At 32.7% G+C, this 16,535-nt stretch carries 16 protein-coding genes; 6 read left to right on the top strand and 10 right to left on the bottom strand.

The features are described 5' to 3' along the window. Positions 1–200: 200 nt before the first annotated feature. The 4 genes from ACKI44_RS07065 to ACKI44_RS07080 form a co-directional block, all read right to left on the bottom strand. Positions 201–1,856 (bottom strand): ABC1 kinase family protein, encoded by a 1,656-nt coding sequence (locus ACKI44_RS07065; RefSeq protein WP_407422910.1) that lies wholly within the window; start codon positions 1,854–1,856, stop codon positions 201–203. A gap of 27 nt (positions 1,857–1,883) precedes the next feature. After that, complete coding sequence (locus ACKI44_RS07070) at positions 1,884–3,809, bottom strand: MutS-related protein (RefSeq protein WP_407422912.1); 1,926 nt, start codon at positions 3,807–3,809, stop codon at positions 1,884–1,886. Positions 3,810–3,878: 69 nt separating this feature from the next. After that, entirely contained in the window at positions 3,879–6,233 is a 2,355-nt protein-coding gene (locus ACKI44_RS07075) for a DUF3656 domain-containing protein (RefSeq protein ID WP_407422914.1), read from the bottom strand. Continuing rightward, positions 6,220–8,712 carry a U32 family peptidase gene (locus tag ACKI44_RS07080; protein ID WP_407422916.1) on the bottom strand — a complete coding sequence of 831 codons (2,493 nt, stop codon included), beginning with the start codon at positions 8,710–8,712 and terminating at the stop codon, positions 6,220–6,222. The genes ACKI44_RS07075 and ACKI44_RS07080 overlap by 14 nt, the downstream gene beginning before the upstream one ends. A 112-nt stretch (positions 8,713–8,824) precedes the next feature. Here ACKI44_RS07080 and tmk point away from each other — a divergent pair, with 112 nt between their 5' ends. Further along, positions 8,825–9,403: a dTMP kinase gene (gene tmk, locus ACKI44_RS07085; RefSeq protein WP_407422918.1), complete on the top strand. Its 579-nt coding sequence runs from the start codon at positions 8,825–8,827 to the stop codon at positions 9,401–9,403. Between the two features lie 209 nt (positions 9,404–9,612). Next, positions 9,613–10,068: a YfcE family phosphodiesterase gene (locus ACKI44_RS07090; RefSeq protein WP_407422920.1), complete on the top strand. Its 456-nt coding sequence runs from the start codon at positions 9,613–9,615 to the stop codon at positions 10,066–10,068. Positions 10,069–10,128: 60 nt separating this feature from the next. Here ACKI44_RS07090 and ACKI44_RS07095 read toward each other — a convergent pair whose 3' ends face one another. Beyond that, positions 10,129–10,308: a hypothetical protein gene (locus ACKI44_RS07095; protein ID WP_407422922.1), complete on the bottom strand. Its 180-nt coding sequence runs from the start codon at positions 10,306–10,308 to the stop codon at positions 10,129–10,131. A 257-nt stretch (positions 10,309–10,565) separates the two neighbouring features. Here ACKI44_RS07095 and ACKI44_RS07100 point away from each other — a divergent pair, with 257 nt between their 5' ends. The 3 genes from ACKI44_RS07100 to ACKI44_RS07110 are packed head-to-tail and all read left to right on the top strand — an operon-like array spanning position 10,566 to position 11,250. Continuing rightward, positions 10,566–10,874 carry a nucleotidyltransferase domain-containing protein gene (locus ACKI44_RS07100; protein ID WP_407422924.1) on the top strand — a complete coding sequence of 103 codons (309 nt, stop codon included), beginning with the start codon at positions 10,566–10,568 and terminating at the stop codon, positions 10,872–10,874. Beyond that, positions 10,864–11,043 carry a HEPN domain-containing protein gene (locus tag ACKI44_RS07105; protein WP_407422926.1) on the top strand — a complete coding sequence of 60 codons (180 nt, stop codon included), beginning with the start codon at positions 10,864–10,866 and terminating at the stop codon, positions 11,041–11,043. The genes ACKI44_RS07100 and ACKI44_RS07105 overlap by 11 nt, the downstream gene beginning before the upstream one ends. A gap of 15 nt (positions 11,044–11,058) precedes the next feature. Continuing rightward, positions 11,059–11,250 (top strand): hypothetical protein, encoded by a 192-nt coding sequence (locus ACKI44_RS07110; protein WP_407422928.1) that lies wholly within the window; start codon positions 11,059–11,061, stop codon positions 11,248–11,250. Positions 11,251–11,286: 36 nt separating this feature from the next. On the opposite strand, the gene ACKI44_RS07115 is transcribed toward ACKI44_RS07110, so the two are convergent. From ACKI44_RS07115 to mcm, 5 genes are all read right to left on the bottom strand, one after another. Continuing rightward, the gene (locus ACKI44_RS07115) at positions 11,287–11,487 is read right to left on the bottom strand and encodes a hypothetical protein (RefSeq protein ID WP_407422930.1); all 201 of its coding nucleotides are present in this window, start codon (positions 11,485–11,487) and stop codon (positions 11,287–11,289) included. Beyond that, positions 11,488–12,450, bottom strand: a complete 963-nt coding sequence (locus tag ACKI44_RS07120; protein WP_407422932.1) for a tyrosine--tRNA ligase — start codon at positions 12,448–12,450, stop codon at positions 11,488–11,490. A gap of 4 nt (positions 12,451–12,454) precedes the next feature. Further along, positions 12,455–13,507, bottom strand: coding sequence for a 60S ribosomal export protein NMD3 (locus ACKI44_RS07125; protein ID WP_407422934.1), 1,053 nt, complete (start codon positions 13,505–13,507; stop codon positions 12,455–12,457). Positions 13,508–13,534: 27 nt separating this feature from the next. Beyond that, positions 13,535–13,942 (bottom strand): translation initiation factor IF-2 subunit beta, encoded by a 408-nt coding sequence (locus tag ACKI44_RS07130; RefSeq protein ID WP_292797071.1) that lies wholly within the window; start codon positions 13,940–13,942, stop codon positions 13,535–13,537. Between the two features lie 117 nt (positions 13,943–14,059). Continuing rightward, complete coding sequence (mcm, locus tag ACKI44_RS07135; protein ID WP_407422936.1) at positions 14,060–16,066, bottom strand: minichromosome maintenance protein MCM; 2,007 nt, start codon at positions 16,064–16,066, stop codon at positions 14,060–14,062. Between the two features lie 116 nt (positions 16,067–16,182). Between mcm and ACKI44_RS07140 the strand changes: the two genes are divergently transcribed. Further along, entirely contained in the window at positions 16,183–16,425 is a 243-nt protein-coding gene (locus ACKI44_RS07140) for a hypothetical protein (RefSeq protein ID WP_407422938.1), read from the top strand. Positions 16,426–16,535: the final 110 nt, after the last annotated feature.

The raw sequence follows: 16,535 nt of genomic DNA on the forward strand, positions 1-16,535 counted from the left end.
TGTTCAAGAATACCCTTTTTCTTTAAATAATAAATGAATTGCACAAAAAAGATTATTATTTCAATAATTAACTCCATATACTTTTTTTCAAGATTACTTTTTAAACACTCTTTCAGATTTTCTTTAATTATATTATGTATATGTTTTTTTACATTATTAATTTTGTTATGAATGGCTTTGTGAGAAAATACTGAATTTTTTTATTCCATTTCAAACATTATATATTGCACTACAAGGTATATTCCCAGTGCAAAACTTATTATAAAACCAATTAACCCTATAATAGGAATATCAATAAATGTAGGGCCTTTGTCTGCAAATAATGCTAGTGATGATCCAACGATTAATGCTGCTATTATTATTGCTGTGGTAACTTGTTTTGATATTTCACTTATTCCCTCGATTTTTATTTTTATTGCAATGTTTCCTTCTTCCAATTTGGATAGTGTATTGTTAACTGTATTCGGCAGATTTTTGGCTAAATGTTCTATTTCCAGAAAATAATTCGTACCTACCTTAAATAATCTTTTAGGTGATGACTGCTTAATCATTATTCTTTTGGATATTTTCTTAAGTTCATCTGCAGTATCAAAATCAGGATTTAACTTTTTACCGCTTTCTTCAACTAAAGCCAATCCCCGTCCAATCATTACGAATTCTCTCGGCATCACTATATTGTTTTTAATCATTGCATTAAGCAAATCTTCAATGCTGTTGTTAACATTTTTCAGTTTTGCTCCATAATATTTTTTCATTAAGTCGTTAATATCCTCTTTCAGCTCAGGTGTATTTTGTCCCGGACTAATTATGTCCATGTAAATTAACTGATTAATAATATTGTCCGCATTACCGCTAGTTAACAGCAATATGAGTTCAGCCAGATTTGATTTAAATGTTTCATCCAATATTCCCATCATTCCCATATCAATGTAACAGATTTTATTTTTTTCTAAAATCATTATATTTCCAGGATGGGGATCAGCATGGAAAAATCCATCTTCCATTATCTGTTTGAAGTAGGAATTCATCCCTCTTTTTGCGATTAACTTTTTATCATAGCCTTCCAAATCATCTTTAATTACTTTGGACAGTTCCGGCCCTTCAATCAGTTCCATTGTTATTACTTTTCCGGAGCAGTATTCATGGTAGACTTTAGGTATGTGTACATATGAAACGTTTTTAAAGTTATTTCCAAGAATTTCCATATTCCTTACTTCTTCCAAGTAATTGATTTCTTTCAGGATGGATTTTTCAAATTCAGAAACGATTGCAGGCAAATTATAAATTTTTGATTTGCTGATAAAACGGTCAGCTCTCGCTGCCAGGAATTTCATTATTTTCAAGTCGCTTTTTATAATTTCTTCACTGTTCGGTTTTTGAACTTTAATAGCTACTTTCTCGCCAGTTTCCTTTAATTTTGCAGTATAAACCTGGCCTATTGAAGCTGAACCTATGGGGGTCACATCAATATCTGTGTAAATTTCATCCAATGGATGGCCCAGTTCCTCTTCAATAACTTCTTTCATTTTTGAAAATTCGGTGACTGGTGTATCATCCCTTAACTTTTCCAGTTCTTCGGATATTTCTGTGCCGACCAAATCTGGTCTTGTTGATAACATCTGACCCAATTTAATATATGCCGGACCCAAATCTTCAAATACTCTTCTTATTCTTCCAGGAATTGTTTCATCAGGTAATTCATCGTCTTTTGAAAATTTTCTGTTTCTTAAAAAAGGAAATGTTTTAAAGAATGTATTTTCTTCTATTAAATAGCCAAAATCATTCTTTTTGAGAACTTGATAAATCTGATTGATTCTTATTATATCCGAATTTCTTTTGTTTTCCCTGACTTTCATTAATATGGATTTTGTATAATATAGTATTTAGAATTTTTCCAAAATTCTTGCATATACAACTTTCAGTTCATCATCGGATTTTTCATATATTCTTTTTAAAATCAATTCTGGTGTACTTTTAGCAAGGAAATTCATTTTAGGGGTTCTATCGACTATTAAATTGTAATTTTCATCAAGTCCTTTTGCTTCTATTCCATCCACCCTGACATCAGTATAGTTCATCAGTTCTCTTGCCATGTGGGTTACTATTATTCCGTATGAATTTGATTCCTTAATCATGTCTATGAATGTTGAAATGATTTTGACTGCAGCTTCAAGTTCGGTAATTCCTTCAAGTTCATCCAGTAAAACCAGTTTTTCACTTTTGGTTGTAACAATCGGAATAAATACGTTTAAAAAGGATTCGAATGCTCCTGCGTCAAGTGATCGTTTTTTGGAGAAGTGATATATCTCATCAAAGAGCTTTATTTCACATTGTTCGGCATTTACCGGAAGTCCCATCTGTGCCATTATTGATATTTGGGTTAACGTTTCAAGAAGGGTTGTTTTACCGCCGCTGTTTGCTCCGGTTAATAATGCAATATTTTCATTTTCAGTCAGTTCATAGTCAATTTTTTGAATATCGTCATTATCTTTTTTAAGTGATAAATCAAGGTGAATCGCACCTTTTAATTTAATTTCATCGCTGAATTCAGGTTCTGTTAATTCATATTCATATGCAAAGCTTCCGAGTGTAAATTCATAATCGAATTTGATTACGTCTTCCACTTCTTTTATAGCTTTTTCTTTTATTGAATTCAACTGGATTGCAGCGCTTTTTTTAATGTCGAAAATATCGTTTTCCTTTTTGGATGATCTTTCAAGTTTGACTCTTTCAACTTCGGCTTCATCAATTTCTATCGGATACTTTCTGAGGTATGGATCAAAATCTATTCCGGTTTTTTCCTTGATGATTTTCTTACGTTTACTTATGATATCGTCAAATATTTTACTGATTTTTGGCGGGAAGTTATTGTTTAATAAGTTGAGAATTTCATCTCCTTCAAGATCAATATTTTTAATGGATTTTTCCAATTCTTCATCCATATCATATTTTAAGGAGTTAACAACATCGTCAATATCAACTTCCTGTTTGTCTACAATATTCAGTTCATCAAGTATTGGGATGATTTCTCCAAGAACACTTTCCTTATTTCTAATCTTTTGGATTTCATGAACTCTCTCAAAAATGTCCTGGTTTTGTAAAAAGAAATTAATTATTTTTTCTGGAACAATTTCGTAATCGTTTTCATCGATATTAACCATTACAAGGTTAGGCATTCCTTCAAAGTCCAGTATTCCCTGGGAGTAAACATAAAAGATTAAATCATAATTCATCAGTTCTTCCCTAAGCAGTGGAGAGTCGCTTGCGGTTAAAATAGGGTAGTATTGGTTAAGGCCCAAATCGGTTAAATATGAGTTATCCTCTTCACTTTCAACCAGGATAACTTTACTTGCATCGTATTCAGCTTTAGGCTCTTCAAGTTCCTTTAAATTTTTCATCAATCCTCTCAATTTAATGATTGGCATTTGGGAAACTTGTCTTTTGGCATCCATAACAAATTTAACTTGTTTTTTGATTTTGGCCATGTCTTTTGAAGGAGATAATAAAAGTATTCTGTTTTTTGAGTAGGATGTGTTGGAATAAGCAATGATCTTATTTATGATGTCTTCATAAATTTCCATTGCCCTGTCGCTTTTGATAAAATCGTAATTCTGATTATTCAATAATTGATTCATTATGGAAATGGCTTTTCTTTGGCTGATTCCATCAATCGCAATGATTTTTTCCACATCAACATTTTCAATTATTTTTTGGAGCTCTTCTTCGCCCCCAACACTTCTCACTATTTTTTCGGAGAGTTTATCTCCAATTCCTTTTATGTCTTGCAATGTATGTAAGTCTCCTTCCATTTTAACCAAACCCTTACATTAATTTAAATACGTCTATATAAATAGGTCTTTGCCTAGAGCATTTGACGACTAATAATTGCCTTTAGTTGAATTTTTAAAAATTTCCTTATTTTTTATTTTACCGTTCAATGCTTCTTTATACAGGCCAATCATTTTGATATAATCTTTATTCTTAAAACGGCCATCAATAGAAAAGTTAACATAACCGATAGATGCCAAATATTGGATTTCTTCAATCAATGACAAATCTTTGCTGTTAAATATAATCAGTTCTTCACCGGATAGGCTTTTTTGAATTGGATAAACATTATTTTTCTCATCAACTAACTGTGAATTTTTTATCTTTTGTGTAAATCCGTATCTGGTCTTCATCAGTTCAACTGATCCCTGAACCAAAAGCTCAATTTTTGAGTTGTCCTCACAATTTTTAATAATGTCTTCATAATCCTTTTTTCTTAGCTCCGGTGATACTGTGATTACTTTGTAATTTTCAAGTGAGTTTATTGACTCGGTATTTGCAATGTTCATTGAATACGGGTCATAGTCTCCATTAAAATCATTGGACATTATTTCTATCGGATAATGCATCTTATTTAAAATCCCTCTAACTTTATTCAGTGATTTAATTAATCCGTCATGGGCGATATCCGGCCATTTCCATATTAATTCATAGTCTTTCGGATAGGCTGTTTCAATAGCTTCTTTCAGGAAATTAACCATGGCATTAATACTGTCTGTTTGTGGAATTTCTAAATAAACTCTTTTGATGCCAGATATTTCAGATAAATCCTCCAAGTTATTGGTATAATATGAAAAAGCTATTTCATCACTTCTTTTTGAATAATTTTTAGTTAATCGGATTATTTCTTTTTCATTTTCATATAATTTATTAATTTCTGATGCTAAACCCTCAAAGAGCTCTCTTCTTATTTTATTGATTTCTTTTATTGGAATGAATAAACTTCCATCGTAATTCATATTAATCTGGGTTATCTGATATGGATAGTTATCCAATTTTGAAAGTTGTTTTTTAATTGTTTCCTGTGAGACGTTCCTTTTAAGAGGTGTTTCAAATTTTACAGTACCTGTAACTTCAAAGCTAACCTCTTTATGGTTGGCTAAAGTTAAACGCCCTTTCAGGTGAGGATATTTATTTTTAAGTGAAAATGTCAATATCAGTTTGGACTTTATAAAACTGGAACCCTTATTTTCAATTTCTTTAACTGCTTTAGCTAATGAATTTCTTTTTGTTAAATATACGTGGGAATCTGTCAAATCAAAGTCATTCCTTTTATTTTGGCGGACTTTTTTAATGATTAATACCTTATTTTTCCGGCTTAAATCTTTAATTTCTTTTATTTTATTTTTATTGAAATGATTTAGGGAAGTAATCAGCGGATTTTGTGATATTTCCATACCGTAATCATTTTTGCCTTTAATGAATAACAATCCATCACCTTTTTCTGGTATGTTTTGAATGTTATCATCTATTTTAATTGCAATCTGTGATTTTTTAGTTTTAATGACTTTTCCGATTTTTAAACCCAAATGTCCTGGCCTTAAACTTTTCTGATAAGTATTTTTGAACTGTCCTTTTGTAAATCCTCTATTGAATACCAGGCTTAAATTTTCAGTTTTTGATGATTTATTGCTTTTCAACTTATTTAATGCCTTTCTGTATTCACTTACAACAACTGCCAAATACTCTTTTGAACGCATCCTGCCTTCAATTTTAATGCATCTGATATTTAATTCAGCTATTTCCTTTAACTCATCATATAAACATAAATCCCTTGGGGAGAGGAAGTAATCTTTTTTATTGTCCAGTTTGTATAGCTGCCTGCATGGCTGGGCGCAGGTTCCTCTGTTTCCACTCCTTCCGCCTTTAAAACTGCTCATAAGGCACTGTCCGGAATATGAATAGCATAGTGCTCCGTGAGCAAAGATTTCAAGTTCCATATTGGTTTGGATATTTTCAATCTCTTCTTTTCTCATTTCACGAGGCAAAACAACTCTTTTAACGTTTTTACTTTCAAGATAATCGATTTTTCTCTGGTTTTCACAGGTTAATTGTGTTGAGGCATGGATTTTAAGCTTTGGAATGTGTGTGTTAATCAAATCAATTAGACCTAAATCCTGAATTAAAACTGCATCAACGCCTATTGCATATAATTCATTCAGGTAATTCAGGACGCTTTCTATTTCAGACTCCTTAATCAGGGTATTTACAGTTACATAAACACGTACATTATGCAGGTGTGCAAGCTTTACTGCCTCATGAATTTCATTTAAAGTAAAGTTTTCGGCAAACTTTCTCGCGCCATAGTTTTTTCCAGACAAATAAACAGAACTGGCGCCCGCATTAATTGCAATCTTTAAATGCTCCACAGATCCGACCGGGGCCAGTAACTCAGGTATCCTCATGTAATCTTCCTTCGATGTAATTTCCTTTATTGATGTATGATTGTGAAAGGTCCATTATTTCATATTTGAATTCAGACAGTTTTTCATCACTTATGTCACCTAAACTCTCATTATAAATGGATAAGATACTTTTGGTGTACTGTTCATTTGAATATCTGCAGTCAATAATTAAGTTATCCAAGTTCAGGGTCTTTATTTCATTCATTTCTTCAATTAAACATAGACAGTCCTTGTTAAGGATGTGGCTTTGTGTGTTATAATCGAAAAATATTTTGTATTTGAATTTTTTCCTTTTCTTATCTTCGAGGATTGCATAATCCGCATTGTTTCCAATGATGAAGTCTCTTCCTTCATTCAGGTTGGAAAAGTCGTCTTTACTTACAATCACTTCCAGATTACCGTGAACAATCATTTCCAGATCAGTATTTTTAATGTAGTTTTTCCGGGTTATTTCTTTGATTTCACGTCCTGAAAGCTCGGATGACAATATGAGTCCGTTGAATTTGGACAGGTTTTCCACTGCGAATGAATTCCATACGTTAAGGTTATGATTTCCATAGATGCTGCATTCAAAAATCTTTTCCATTCCTGGTGAATCTCCCATTACAGATATGAGATATCCTTCACTTTCCAATTCCTTAACTATTTCGTTAGCTTTAATTAATTCATATTCGTTAATGAATGATGTCAATACCCATACAATCTCAGTTTCCGGAGCTATTTGGGTTGCTTCTTTTAAAATGTCTTTTATGTTTTCATAATAATCTTCAGGATTATTGTATAAGCAATTAACGTCAAGATATATTCTTTTCAAATCAAATCCGTTGGCCACTCTAACCTGGGACAAATCGTTGGCAAACAGGGACAATTTTGCTTTTTTATTACGTTTATTTTCGTAGGAATTGTAATTTTCTTCAAATTCCTGTAATCGTTTTCTCGTTGCTTTAACGGATTTCTTGGTTGGGGTATAATGATTTAAGAGTAATTCCTGAGCTTTATCAAGGATTTCCCTTCTTATTTTATTCAGACCACTTATTGGGATGAATAAATTGTCTGGCATGTCATTAAACCTTATTTTTTCCATATAAAATGGGGTTCCACCAGTCTTTTCAAGCTGAGTTATGATTGATTCGTTAGTTATTGGTCTATTTTTGGCCTCTTCAAATCTGGCAATTCCCTTATGTCTGAAATTGATTAATTCACCGTCAATGTAGTATTCGACCTTAATTGAAGCGGTCAAATCTTTCTGGAAATTGAATGTGACATTAATCGGAATGCTGCTTTTCACCGTTTCGTTTTTAAATTGCTTTAAACTTTCATGGGTTTTTGCTGAATAACTGATGAAAACTTCAGTTCCAACCTTGACCAGACGGGTGGTGTCGATTATAATTTCATTTTCATCCTGCTTTATGATGTTTTCAAGATAGATTCCCTTGATTTTGCCGTTGTATTTAAAAGCTATTCCATCTCCTTTTTCTAAAATGACCGGTATTTCTTTATTTTTAATTTCAATCGTCACTTTGGTTCCATCAATGTCTGTGATGTCTCCGATATATAATCCTTCATGGCCTGAACTTCCTCTTCCCAAAACATCTCCAGGCTTGTCGTTCATGATGTATCCGTTTGTAAATTGTCTGTTAAAAACAAGATGCAGGTCTTTTTTCCAATCTCCAGGATTTCCATCAATAATGTTTCTGTAACTGTTAACTATGGTTCCGATATAGTCTCCGGATTTCATTCTTCCTTCCAATTTTAATGAAGTAATGCCTGCATCGGATATTGCTTTAATATTGTCATAGGTTGCAAGATCGTGAGTTGAGAGTAAAAATCCGTTCCCGATATTATATCCTCTGTATTTTAGACGATATTCTCTCCTGCAGGGCTGTGCACAGGCTCCTCTGTTTCCGCTTCTTCCGCTGTTATATGATGATATGTAGCAATTTCCAGAAACACAGTAACATAATGCGCCATGACCGAAAGCTTCAAGTTCCAAATCAATGTTGTCCTTTTCCAATTGGCTATGGATTTTACTTATATCATCAATTGATTTTTCCCTTGGAAGAACAATTCTTTTAATATTATTTTCATATGCCCATTTCATTGCAGTATAATTGCTCAATGCCATTTGCGTTGAAGCGTGAACTTCCAGATCAGGAATCAATGTTTTTAGAAGTTGTATTATTCCAAAATCCTGCACAATTACTGCATCTACGCCAATCTGGTATAATTTAAATAAATAATTTAGAACATCAATAATTTCAAAGTTATTTACAAGAGTATTTACCGTAACATGAACTTTAACGCTGTTTAAATGAGCGTAATTCACTGCTTTTTCAATCTCTTCCAAAGTAAAATTTTTGGCAAAAGCCCTTGCCCCATAATTCTGGCCTGCAAAATATACTGCATCAGCTCCCGCGTTAACTGCAATCACTAGAACTTCATAAGAACCTGCCGGAGCCAATAATTCCTGTAAAACCATTTTTTATTTACACCTTTAATAATTTTTAACATATTAAATTATGTTTTTTGTATTATTTATAATGAGGTTTAATTTGCTATATTTTAAATAATATTTTTATCAAAGTATTTTTATGTATATTGTTTTTGAAGGAATTGATGGTGCTGGAAAATCCACACAAATAGAACTTCTGAAAGAATGGCTGGAAGCCAATGGATATGAAGTAGAAACATTTGTTGAGCCAACCGGATCTGAAATTGGTCAATTGATTAGAAAAATCCTACAAAGAAGCGATGCATCTACTGACAGGGTTCAAAAAACTTTGGGATTGCTTTTTGCAGCAGATAGGATGCTTATAATGGATGAGTTATCAAACGATAAAAAAGTGATTTTATCAGACAGATCATTTATTTCAAGTTTGGCTTATCAGGAACATGCTGAATGGATTGCTGAACTTAATAAATATGCCAAAAAGCCGGATTTGGTTTTACTTTTGGATTTGGATGTAAAAACCTCTGTAGCAAGAACGTCTGGTGAGGATGAATTTGAAAATGAGGAATTTTTAGCTAATGTTAAGGATAATTATTTAAAAATCATTAAAGACTTCAATCATGAGATAATTGATGCTAATAATGGTGTCAATAAGGTTTCATCAGACATTAAAAAAGCTGTAGCGCCTCATGTGGGATTATGCAGGGATTGCATTCAATAACTTTATATATTTGGATGGTTATATTGTTATAAAGATGTGTTTAATGCAAGGTGATAGCTATGTGGGAATGTCCTGTTTGCGGAACATATGTTGATGACAGTGAGGAAATGTGTCCTGATTGCTGGTATGTGCGTGGAGTAAATAATTTCATTGATTGGGATGCTGAAGGCTAATTCCAATTTTCTTTTTTTAATTTATAAGGTTTATTTATGTTAATCGGATTGATTTCAGATACACACATTACTCCCAAAAGAGGAAAACTTCCAGAAAAAATATTTGAAATCTTTGATGGTGTGGATTTGATTTTGCATGCCGGAGACATTACTGTTCAGGATGTATTGGATGATTTAAGCAAAATTGCTCCAGTCATTGCGGTATTGGGAAATAATGACAATTTGGATTTGGAAAAATATGAACTAATTGAAGCTCAAGACAAAAAGATTCTTTTGGTTCATGGAGACAAAAAAGATTTGTATGAATCTGGTTTAAAATATGGTGCAGATATTGTTGTAAGCGGCCATACCCATAAGCCAAATCATGAAATAGTTAATGAAATGCACTTGATTAATCCTGGAAGTTCAAACAGGCCCATTAAGTCAAATGCTTCTGTGGCATTGCTAAAAATCGATGATGGAATTAATCTTAAATTTGTGAATTTGCCATGATTTTTCTTATTTTTTTGGTAAATTAAATCTTGCTTTATATTGATTAAATATCAATATTTTTTATTTAATAATATTTGTTGCTTCTTTAGAGTTGATTCTATATCCAATTGGTATCATTGCATCTAAATTATACCATATTTCATGTCTTCCGCCTTTTTTAGAGTTTAGTAAGGATTCCTTACTAAATTCAGATTGGTCTTTAAATAGCTCGTTTGATTTTATGATTGTTTTTTTTGTCAAGCTCTTCTTCCTGAACGATATTTGAAAAATGCATGGTAATATTTGGTGGTGTAGTACCAAATATTTCCGCAACAACTTTTTCTGTTCGTCCAAAAACTTTGCACTGTTAAATTTATTAAAATTGTAATATATGGAATACGTTTTGAAAATTTCTGATTATTTTTAGGCAAATTTTTTTCATAGACTCAGTTTGAAAATATTTATTATTAATGAAGTTGATATTGTTTTATAGAATAAACTAGTCTTTGGTGATTTTGATGAATAATAGAATGGAGATTGCTAGAGAGTTTGCAGAACTTATAAATTCTGAAGATATTGTAAAGATAATTGTATTTGGTTCTGTTGCTCGTGAAGAAGATACTGAAGAATCCGATATTGATATTTTAATTGTTTCTCCAATCGCTAGGGATATTAGGAAAGATATAAATAAAATTGTTGTTGATATTGTTTTAGAAAAAGATGAATTGATTTCCGCTCATTTGATGACTGAAGAACATTTCAATAAAACAATAAATTATCCATTTTTAACTAATGTATTAAATGAAGGTGTGGTTCTTGTTGGATAATGAGCCGTATAAGAAAATTGATGCTGAATTAAGTTTAGCTAGATACGAACTTAAATCAGCCAAAATATTGTTAGATGCCGGCCAATATAGGGATTCAATTACTCATTCTTATTATGCCATGTATAGTGCATCTAAAGCATTATTACTTACTAAAGATTATACAGTTTAAACTCATGAAGGTCTAGTGAGAGTATTCGGTCGTGAATTTATTCGCGATGGTGATTTTGATAGTGAAATTTTTGGATATTTAACTGACGCTAGAGCTATGAGGAGAGATACTAGTTATGATTCTCTTGCAGTTTTTTTTAAAGAAGATGCTGAAGAGAAGTTTAATAATGCTGAAGAGTATATGGCAGAAGTTGAAAAGTTTTTGTAAAAAAATTTAATAAAAAAATAGTAAATTGAAGGATAATTATCCTTCTAATTCTTTTAATCTCTCAGCAATGGCATCTGCCAAGAATTGTTTTGCTTTTTCAAGTTCTTCATAAGAACCGATGAGTTTAGGGCCAAATTCGGTCTGTTCGAGTTTCACATCAAATTTATCAATTGCATGTGCAAGCATAGCTTCTCCAACACCATTTGGTATTCCCATTTGATATTCTTCTTCTTCCATTTAATTTTCCTCCATATATTCTCTTACAGGTGCAAAGAATTCAATTAAGAAATCTTTAATTCCATTTTTCAAATCCATTGGGTGTAAGTTGCCTTCACCAAATTCTTTGATCAATTCGTCATGAGTTAATTCAATATCTCCGCCGAACTTTTCAGGTCTTTTAATAAGTAAAGTATCTTGATTTGGATAAACAAAAGTTTCTGCAATTTCAATCATTGGATTGCCTTCAATTTCTCCCTGTGGGCAGTAACTTTTATTGATTTTTTTAGTAATTTCTTTAACGGAATCGTCTACTGCAATATAATTGCCTTTGCTTGAAGACATTTTAGCGTCACCGTCAAGACCATGCAATAATGGGGTGTGGATACATACAGGAACATTTTCACCAATTTTTTCAAGGTTTTCACGTGCTAACATTTGGATTTTTCTCTGTTCCATACCTCCTAATGCAATGTCAACTTCCAGAGCAGCCATATCTACAGTCTGCATGATTGGATAGATTACACTGGCTACTTTAGGATTATCGTCTGCACGGCTTACCTGATCCATACTTCTTCTTGCTCTTTTTAATGTGGTCATTGTAGCTAATTGATAAACTTTATCTGTATAATCTGCATCTAACTGAAATGATGAACCTAAAACATATTCAGTGGTTTCATCAAGTCCTAATGCCTGGAAACATTTTTTGTTGTATTCTGCAGTTTGCGCAATCTCTTCAACGGTTCCTTTTCCATTTAAAAATGCGTGGTAATCTGCAAGCAATATTTTAATTTTAAAACCTAATTTTTGTAATGTTTTAAGCTTTTGTACAGTTACGGCATGTCCTAAATGGATTTTTCCTGAAGGTTCATATCCTGTATAAGCTATAGGCTGGTCTTTTTTGAGAATTTCTTTTAATTCTTCTGTGTCTATAACTTCCAGGGTACCTTCTTCAATTAACTGAATTTTTTCTTCAATATCCATGTTATCACTTGATTAAGTAAATATAATTGTCAATTTTAATAATCTTGATTTCATCGCCGATATTATAATCGCTGAAGTCTTCTTTCATTTCCATATCAACTGCTGAATAATCGCTCGGGTCTAAAATTTGAATTATTCTCGGTGACATTGAAAGTATGGTTGTAGTTTCTATATCTGATGCTTTTTTAACAAGTTTGATATTGTCCATATTCTTTAATGGGATATTATGCTTTTTGCCGGTTTTAATATCCGTTCCAACAACTCTGTTTTTATCAATGTCAGTTACCTGTATGATTTTATCTTCAAATTCAATAATGTCATCATTTTCAAATTCAGGAATTCTAACGGAAATCCAAATTCTATAAAGTCCTTTTCCGGTGGATTTGTCTTCACTTATAAGTCTCGGGGATTCTTTGATAACTCCACCGAACTCGTCTTTTAAGGCTTCAGCAACTTTACGGCCGGTTTTAAATGATCCGATATAATAATCATAACCTTCTTTTAATTTAGCTATTTGAGGACAATATGCTAATTTGTCTACTTTTGCTTGCTTGTCCAGTGTTCTTGCAACAATTTCATCGGCTTTTTCATACTCTTCAGTTTTAATCTCTCTATTGTCAGCTCTAAACTGAATTACGGTTTCATAATATCCTGACTGCATTTTGCTGCATGGTGGACAAACAGTTTTTTGAATTCTTACTTCCACATCATGTGTTTCGTCAATTGAAACTCCATATACGTCACCGACAACTTCAATAAAACAGTTAGCTATTGTTCCTTTAATCTGGTCTATTTCAAGGTTAATTTCTTCGTTTTCAACCAAATCATTGATTTTTATATTTCTCTCCAGTGCACGATAGATGATTTCCTCTTCCGGAAGATATGATTCACTCCATTTTCCTTCTTCCAGACGGCTATTACAATGGCTGCAGATTTCCACATTAATGTTTTTAGGAATTTCTATCATTTGAAAATCCTTTAAAAAACAATCAATACAGATTTCTCCCACCATCTGTTTATTTTCGCTTCCACATTCTATACAAAACATAAAAATCATTTAAAAAATAGTAAAAAAGATAAAAAATTATAATTGTTTAAGCGGAGCGGTTGCACCACAAGCGGAACATTTCAATAGGAATATTCTGCCTTCTCTTATAATTTTAGTATCTGGTCTGTTACATTCATGGCAAATTACGTATTTGTCTACATAATCTTCAATTCTTTCATTAATTAAGTAATGGGTAAATTTACCTTGCAATATTGCTCTTGCACCATCTACGTTACCTGCAGTACCTAATTCTCTCATTAAAAATTTTAATAAATGCTGAGGGTCTCTATTCAAACCTTCACTTACTTCTTTAAAGTTTTTAATGAATGTTCTATTACCTTGGATATCTGAATAAGCTTTAGGAATTTTAAATCTTTTGTGTTCAAATACTTCAGGAGGTAATTGGTCTATTGCTCTTTCTAATAAATCTTCATATTTATCCATATTATCGCTCCATAAAAATTAGTATAAGTATAATATATTAACTATGATTTTAATCATTTATTAAGTTATTGTTGAAAATCGTTATATCTCTGATTTTCAATCCATGCATAATTTTACCTATACTCTTTTCCAGTATCCTGAATTAGGTTCGTAAAGAATTCCTCTTTGCTGTAATGTTCTGACTAGATTTTCAACTTTATCTTCACTGACACCGTGCTTTTCTTCCATATTGCTTTTTAAAACATTTAACGGAGCTTGGCCGTTATATTCCTCTTCAAGCAGTTTGACTTCATCGACAAGTGTGCTCATTTTGTCCCTTTCGGATTTTGGCCTTCCTCCACCAACAATGTCTGCTTCAAGTTCACCTGTTTCAGGGTCTACTCCGACCTCTTTAAGACATGCCATTTGTAGGCGCACTGCCTTTTTAGCATCTTCTTTTTCAACAACTTCTTTTAATTTCATTTTAGCACATGCTTCTGCTAAACGAATAATAGCTTCAAGCTGTCTTGCAGTGATTGGAACAACGGAGTTTTCTTCTGTATTGCCGCTACTGTTTCTTGTATCAACATAGAAATTCTTCAATACTTCATTTGCTTCATCACTTAAAACTGGATTAACGTTTTTACGTGCATAAGCGATATATTTTCTAAGCAAATCTGGTTCAATTTCATAATTCACAGTATTTGACTGGTGAATATTAAGAATGTGCTGTGCAAGCTCGGAATCTCCTTTTCTGCTAGGTTTATCTTCAACAACGAAAATCAAATCAAAACGAGATAGGATTGGGGGTGGCAGTTCAATCTGGTCAGCTAGTACTTTAAATCTGTCAAACCTTCCGAATTTAGGGTTTGCCGCTGCAAGAACGGAACATCTTGAATTCAATGTTGCCATAATTCCTGCCTTTGCAATACTAACGGTCTGTTGTTCCAAAGCTTCGTGAAGTGCTGATCTGTCTTCTGAACGCATCTTGTCCAGTTCGTCAACACATACGTTACCCTGGTCTCCTAAAACCAGTGCACCTGCTTCAAGAGACCATCCGCCTAATTCGTCTCTAACCGCAGCTGCAGTTAAACCTGCACCGGTAGTACCTTTACCACTTGTATAAATACTTCTTGGAGCCAGTTTTGAAACGTATTTAAGAATCTGGGATTTACCAATACCCGGATCTCCTACAATAAGAATGTGGATATCTCCTCTTAAACGGGTTTCATCTTCAAGCTGTTTTGCAGATCCTCCAAAGAGCTGTAATGCAATAGCTTCTTTTACATCACGATAACCTCTGATTGAAGGGGCAGTTGATTTAATAATCTTTTCATAAATGTTAGGGTCTTTTGATAACTCAAGGATTTCCTCTTCGTCTTCTTCTGATAAATGCAGCTCTTCAAATTCCTGTTCCAGAGGTTCGATATGATTGACATAAATGTAATTCTTGAATTTACCGCTGCGCTCTTCTCTGAACGTCTTTAAAGTACCGGTAATTCTTACTTTATCTCCAGGGTTTAATTCATCTACTAAATCATCTTCTAAAATCATCAACATCTGTTTAGGTTCGGTTCCCCCGGACAAGTTTTCTAAAGGTTCCTGCATTCTTGCCGTTTGAGTATCAATATAATGGGATTCTTCCTGAAGCAGTCTGAAAGACCTTCCACCACATTCTCCACATAGGGAAGGTTCCAGTATTGTCCTGTCTGAAGTCTGCTCCACTTCATGCAAACGCATACAGCCCCTACATTCAAAAACTGCAGTTTCAATACGAGGTCTTATTTCGTCAGTTTTCCTGACAATACCTTCTGCAGCAACGAATGTTCCAATATATTTACTCAACAGTATCTTTAAAGGAATGATATTTGTCACATTCTTGAAACGGATATTCAAATCGGCATCCTTAGCCAATGGATCAATATTTTTAACAGCTATTTGCGCTGCTTCAATAACTTCCTCAGGTTTATCTATCAACAAATCAGCCAAGTCCGGATCAAACACTTCTAATGTATTATAATCTACAGTCAGCGATCTGTTATCAGGATACGTTTCGAGAATTTCAAACACATCATCCTTATATGAGGTTGCAAAAAATTCCTCAAATTTCGCAATTGATGTTTGTGATTTATTAGTAGATTTCATTATATATTACATTAATTTTTCATACATAAAAAACAATTGGATAGATTAGTTTACACAAAAAATTTTTTAAGTATTGCTGACATATTTCGTTACAAAGATGGCATGTGGTGTTTTCAATGAGGAAAAGACAAATTTCATTAACGTTAGATGATGAGTTAATTCAACAAATCAATGATTTTGCAGTTAAATCTAAAATGACGCAGAATGAAGTGATAACATCATGGATAGTCAAAGGTATGGAGCAATCAAAACAGGAAAGTGGTAAAAAGTCCCTTAAAGATTTGGCCAATACTATTACATTACCATTCACGACAGATTCAGTTGAAATTACTAAAGAACTTAAACGAAGAGAATTATAATTTTTCAAGAATACAATAACGGTTGTGGCAATGAATTAACTAATTTGTGGGATAATGTTATATTAAGAAAAACATTTATACTTAAATTAATAAAAAATTATATTAATATT

This window comes from Methanobrevibacter sp. (assembly GCF_045646205.1).
Taxonomy (GTDB): domain Archaea; phylum Methanobacteriota; class Methanobacteria; order Methanobacteriales; family Methanobacteriaceae; genus Methanocatella.

Excerpts from the sequence above, each read along its gene's own strand:
- ACKI44_RS07065 (WP_407422910.1), bottom strand. The coding sequence starts at position 1,856 with ATGAAAGTCAGGGAAAACAAAAGAAATTCGGATATAATAAGAATCAAT.
- ACKI44_RS07070 (WP_407422912.1), bottom strand. The coding sequence starts at position 3,809 with ATGGAAGGAGACTTACATACATTGCAAGACATAAAAGGAATTGGAGAT.
- ACKI44_RS07075 (WP_407422914.1), bottom strand. The coding sequence starts at position 6,233 with ATGAGGATACCTGAGTTACTGGCCCCGGTCGGATCTGTGGAGCATTTA.
- ACKI44_RS07080 (WP_407422916.1), bottom strand. The coding sequence starts at position 8,712 with ATGGTTTTACAGGAATTATTGGCTCCGGCAGGTTCTTATGAAGTTCTA.
- tmk (WP_407422918.1), top strand. The coding sequence starts at position 8,825 with ATGTATATTGTTTTTGAAGGAATTGATGGTGCTGGAAAATCCACACAA.
- ACKI44_RS07090 (WP_407422920.1), top strand. The coding sequence starts at position 9,613 with ATGTTAATCGGATTGATTTCAGATACACACATTACTCCCAAAAGAGGA.
- ACKI44_RS07100 (WP_407422924.1), top strand. The coding sequence starts at position 10,566 with ATGAATAATAGAATGGAGATTGCTAGAGAGTTTGCAGAACTTATAAAT.
- ACKI44_RS07115 (WP_407422930.1), bottom strand. The coding sequence starts at position 11,487 with ATGGAAGAAGAAGAATATCAAATGGGAATACCAAATGGTGTTGGAGAA.
- ACKI44_RS07120 (WP_407422932.1), bottom strand. The coding sequence starts at position 12,450 with ATGGATATTGAAGAAAAAATTCAGTTAATTGAAGAAGGTACCCTGGAA.
- ACKI44_RS07125 (WP_407422934.1), bottom strand. The coding sequence starts at position 13,507 with ATGATTTTTATGTTTTGTATAGAATGTGGAAGCGAAAATAAACAGATG.
- ACKI44_RS07130 (WP_292797071.1), bottom strand. The coding sequence starts at position 13,942 with ATGGATAAATATGAAGATTTATTAGAAAGAGCAATAGACCAATTACCT.
- mcm (WP_407422936.1), bottom strand. The coding sequence starts at position 16,066 with ATGAAATCTACTAATAAATCACAAACATCAATTGCGAAATTTGAGGAA.
- ACKI44_RS07140 (WP_407422938.1), top strand. The coding sequence starts at position 16,183 with ATGAGGAAAAGACAAATTTCATTAACGTTAGATGATGAGTTAATTCAA.